General features: G+C 58.5%; 2 protein-coding genes and 3 pseudogenes. 2 read left to right on the top strand and 3 right to left on the bottom strand.

What is annotated here, in order from left to right:
• A pseudogene (locus JQ632_RS38880) lies at positions 1-431 on the top strand (saccharopine dehydrogenase); the annotation flags it as partial.
• A gap of 84 nt (positions 432-515) precedes the next feature.
• Entirely contained in the window at positions 516-977 is a 462-nt protein-coding gene (locus JQ632_RS38875) for a hypothetical protein (RefSeq protein WP_212408005.1), read from the top strand.
• A 91-nt stretch (positions 978-1,068) separates the two neighbouring features.
• Here JQ632_RS38875 and JQ632_RS39960 read toward each other — a convergent pair.
• The 3 genes and pseudogenes from JQ632_RS39960 to JQ632_RS38860 all read right to left on the bottom strand — a co-directional run.
• A pseudogene (locus tag JQ632_RS39960) lies at positions 1,069-1,241 on the bottom strand (IS5/IS1182 family transposase); the annotation flags it as partial.
• 114 nt (positions 1,242-1,355) lie between these two features.
• A pseudogene (locus JQ632_RS38865) lies at positions 1,356-2,252 on the bottom strand (ornithine cyclodeaminase family protein).
• A 218-nt stretch (positions 2,253-2,470) separates the two neighbouring features.
• A complete protein-coding gene (locus JQ632_RS38860) occupies positions 2,471-3,469 on the bottom strand; it encodes an ABC transporter substrate-binding protein (protein ID WP_212408002.1) in 999 nt (332 codons plus the stop codon).
• Between the last annotated feature and the right edge of the window lie 1,429 nt (positions 3,470-4,898).

Raw genomic sequence — 4,898 nt, 5'->3', positions numbered from 1 at the left:
AACGTGCACCGCACGAATTTCCTGTTGGGGCATCCCTACGGCACGGACTTCGTTTACGACGAGATGATGGTCGCGCCGGGATTGGGGGAAATCGGTCGCGTGACGACGGAGACGTTCGCCACGATGGTTTCCTTGTTCGGGATCGGCGGCCTCAAAGCCGGTGCAGGCCCGACTCGGGAAGAGCGCGAGAAGGGCTTCTACGACATTCTCTTCTGGGCGAGCTGCCGGATGGCCGACGGGTCGAGGCGGTCGTCACAGGCGACCGCGATCCGGGCTACGGCTCGACCAGCAAGATGATCGCCGAAAGCGCTCTCTGCCTCGTGCGCGACGTGCAGGGCGAGGGCGGCATCTGGACGCCGGGCGCGCTGATGGGTCCGGCGTTGCGCGAGCGTCTGAAGGAGCGCGCCGGCCTCACCTTCGCCGCGCTTTGAGGTGACGCTCAAAACCGCCGCGGCGTGCTGGACCTGCTGGTGAGGGAGCTCTAGCATCTGCGATCGGAAAACGGCGCAAACCCGATGCGACCAGAAGGCGAGAACGGCGTTACTTCTCAGTGGAAGTATCAGGTCAGATTCGACGTAAGCGATTCTATCGCAGCGGAATCGGTACGCCGAAAACTCCGTGTTCCGGTACTGGCGCCGCTATTCGATGTCCTCGCCGAACATCGGGCTGTACCGAAATGCCAGTTCGACGCTTTTGCTGAGTATGTCGCCGCAGCAGAAGAGAACGGCGTCGAAAACTATCCGCTCTACAAGTGGACGAAGGCGACGATCACGGATCCGGCGAAAAAGGAAAAATATTTGAAATCCTTCACGCTCTACGTGGACGAACGGGAGATCTATACGAAAGAGATTGCTGACGCATTGGAAGCAGGCTTGCAACCGCTCGCTACTAGCGGGCTAATTGCGCGAATATCCAAGTACGATACGAATCCTGCAAACAGTCCACAGCCGCCGCAGCGCACCAGCTATCGGGGATAGTCCATCCGCGAGACGGCGTCCCAAGGTCTTGCAAGATTGGCCCCTAGCGGAATATCGCTCAAACCTTCGTCACGTTGGTTGTCGGCAATAGACCGGACAGCAGCATCTGGATCGTCAGCTCGGGATAGCTCGAAGGTCGACCGATACCACTGTAGAACGGTGCGAGGCGCCCTGCCTGACCTGTTCAAGATCGACAAATCCATCGATCGACCGGAGCAAGTGGTCGGCGGGGATATTCCTTTCGAGCGAGAACTCATAGAACAACGCAGCCTGTTCGACATATCTCGTCCGCTAAACGCCACTAAGCTGACCTCCATGGGGGGTGTCGCCACTTCGCTGATGGGCCATCAGCCGACACTAGCAACGAAGCCGCACAAATCACCCCTTCTTGGGCGCGCCGTTGAAAACAAGCTGCGCGGCAGCAAGGTCTTCGATTGCGATTCCGACAGACTTGAAAATCGTGGTCTGGCCAATCGGAGGCGATTTGGTTCCTCCAAGAATCTCGCCTGCTTCGGCGAAGATTTCGGCCTTGGAAAGGATCACATCCCCTGACTCCTTCAGGACCGCCTCTCGAGAATCGACGATTAGGATGTTTGCCATTGTCTCATCGTCAACTTCTCGCCATGTCGGCCGCGGCTACCCGACCGTATTGACGTGAGCACCGCGTTTCAGCCACGCACCCCTAAGAACTGGCTCGCGCGCATTCGTGGCAGTCACGACAATGTCAGCGCCCCGTACAGCGCTTTCGGCATCTGTTGCGGTCGCGCCGTTAGCGGCCGCGAAGCTTTTGGCGTGCTCAGGGGTTTTGCTCCAGACCCTGACCTCTCGTATCGGCCGGACCTCGCGAATGGCTTCAAGGTGAGCCTTTGCCTGTACCCCGCTGCCTAGCAGCGCCAGCACCCGGCTGTCCGGCGCGGCTAGTCGATTTGTCACGGCCGCGGATACTGCCGCGGTGCGCATCTCAGTAATGAGGCGACCATCCAAGACCGCAAGCGGTTCACCCGTTTCGGGGCGAAACAGCAAGATCATTGCCGTGTGGGTAGGAACGGAAGTCCCAGCATTGCCGGGATAGAAGCAAACCAACTTCAATCCCATCGCGTCCTCGGCGACGGCCGGCATGATGCCGAGATAGCGCTTGCCTTCCTCGATGGTGAGCATATTGCGAACTGGCTGGATGACGCGACCGGCAGAGAATGCGACCAACGCCGTTTCCATGGCAGCGATGAGCGGTTTCCAGTTCAGAAGCTTGCGCACTTCGGCTTCACCAAGGAACATCACCATTGCGAGTCTCCTCATAGCCAAGGTGCTGCTGCGCATCCGTTGTTATGCGCGTCCTCGACGTCGGCGCAAGGTCCGCTCCGGGTCAATCGCGTCGGTTCGCGCCTTGGGGGCGCGGCTTCTGCTTCGCCCGGGTGATCGGACATCTGAGGCCCCAACGAGCAGGTCTCGCAAGGGCCACTTCCAGACTCATGCATTGCAGCAATCAGGAGTCTCTATTCGATCACCTCGTCGGCGCGGGCGAGCAAAGATGGCGGCACGTCGAGGCCAAGCGCTTTGGCGGTCTTGAGGTTGATGATCAGCTCGAAACTCGTCGGTTGCTCGATTGGAATGTCAGCGGGCTTTGCGCCCTCTAAGATCCTGACGATCATTTCAGTTTGTCTGCGAACGAGGTTCTTGAGCTTACTGCCGTAGGACACGATTGCGCCATGCTCAGCGAACTCGCGGAATGTTGCTATCACGGCAATTCGATGTATAGACGCGAGGGCGACCAACCTTTCCCTTTTTGCAAACAACAGTGCATCGGTCGCGAGGATTATTGCGCGTGCTCCCTGTTTTTCAATGTCGGCAAAGGCGAACTCGATCTCTTCGGGCCGCCGTACTCGCATCGACGACACTTCAATTCCCAGCCCCCCAGCCGCGCGTGTCAACTCCTCTTCTGATTTGAGAGTGTAGATCGCATCGGGATTGTACAGGACACCGACGCGTCGTTCTCCAGGGAAGAGTTCCAGAAACAGCTCGAGATGTTTCGTCGCCAGATCGGGGGTCTGGCAGGTCACTCCCGTCAAGTTGCCACCCGGCTTCGCCAGGCTGGTGGCCAACAGCTCGATCCCGCAGCCGACTCCGACAACGGGGACATTCCGAGTCACTTGTATGGCCGCTGCGGCTAGTTGATAGCCGCTCGTCCCCAGCACTTCGGCATCCGCTTCCAGCAATTCCGTGAAGAGGCGCGGCCCTTGCTCGAACCGTCCCTCTGCATACCGCATATCTATTCTCAGGTTCTTACCGTCGCGGTATCCAAGGTCGGCATAAGTACGGCGCGCGATTTCCCTAAGTTCGCGTGTGTTCTCTTCGCTTCCAGTGGCAACATAGCCCACGCGGCGGACCTTCGAACTTTGTTGCGCTTCGACAGTATGAATTACCCCGAGCGACAGGATTATGGCCAGCAAAGTATGGCCAAGCCGCCACCCCTGAAAACTAATCGACTTGTTCATTCGATCACCTCGTCAGCGCGGGCGAGTAACGAAGGTGGGACGGTGAGACCGATAGCTTTGGCCTTCTTGAGGTTGATGACGAGCTCAAATTTCGTGGCGCCGCTTTCACCCCACGCAGTGGACGATCGCAGCGGGCGCGGTCAGCAGAGGCTCGCGACGCCTCATATGCCAGAACCCAGGCATTGGTAACGGCGAGACTATAGCACTCTGAGAGGGATGCGGGTGGGCTTTCAGACTCGTTGTTGGGGCGAGTCCGCTCAGGATCAAAAAACGCCGATTTGAGCCTCAGCCAGCGACTTCCGGTCTATGCCGTCTTCGGACATGTCCCTGCGCCGCGCAAACGGTCGCCAAGGGCCAACCGGCGACATCCGAAAAAGAGGCCGCCAGCTCAAGCAGCCCTTTATCTAAATCGCTTTTTCGGTTTCGGCCTTGCTGCTGGTTTGTTTTGGAAATTTCCGTCCGAAGTTCTTGCGCTTCCTTGGCCAGCCTTAGCTCTCTGAGGCGCGCCATGTTTTGGCGAACATCAACAGCCTTCAGTTGGTTTGCCGGCGCAACATCAAGAACCCACAGATTAGCAGCAACAAGCCGCCGCCGGGTTGAGAGCGGCGACGGCTTTTCTTTACGCGCTCACATGGCCGCAACTCTCGCCGCATGGTGAAACAGTCAGCGGTAGCGCCAGCTTTCGACGCCATCAGTTAGATGACGCTCCTGTTTGCGCATTTCATCAACTAGACGTTCGAGGTAGGGCGGCAGAGGCGAGACTTCGTGAGCTAAGTCCTGCTGCAATCGGTCACCCACCTCGTCACAGATCGACCGGGCAGTCTTGCGGTCGATGTGCTCGGATATTCGGCTGGGGGGTTCCATTTCGCGATATCTCGATTAGGCCCCACGATTAACTTAAGTTACAGCGTTGGAAATTGTTTCGCGTTCTTTTGCAGATGGCGATGGTTCCATCTGTTGAAACGAAGGCTTAGCGGTCACGGGCTAGCCAGAACTCGCCAGGCGCGAAGAGAGTTCGCTGCCAACGTTCACACTTGAATAGCTTCCGAGCTTCCGTCGTGTCGTGCCCCGAGCGGGCCAAGTCCGCAACTAGCTGCTCCTGACCCGCAATGTGTCGCTTGCCTGCGCAACATGGCGCTCGGACTCCTCAAGATGCCTCAAGAGCATATCTCGATCCATGAGGCAGCTTACCGCAAAAACTTGGGACAATCCCTCGTATGTCCGTTGAGGGTCAAAAGCGCCGGTTTGAGCCTCAGCCGGCGATTTCCGGTCTGACCTCGTCTTCGGACATGTTCAGCGTCCGAGGCGGGCGGCTGGGGTGGTGTCAACGAGTGCCGGCAGGATCCCTACAAGCAACGATATCCCGGGGCGACTTTCGACCCGCTCCCTCCGGCGGAGAGAACACCGCCAGGTATCCGCCGCCCCCTGC

The organism is Bradyrhizobium liaoningense (genome assembly GCF_018130955.1).
Taxonomy (GTDB): domain Bacteria; phylum Pseudomonadota; class Alphaproteobacteria; order Rhizobiales; family Xanthobacteraceae; genus Bradyrhizobium; species Bradyrhizobium liaoningense_C.
The sequence above is the reverse complement of the archived record's forward strand: the minus strand, read 5'-3'. Positions and strand labels throughout refer to the sequence as shown.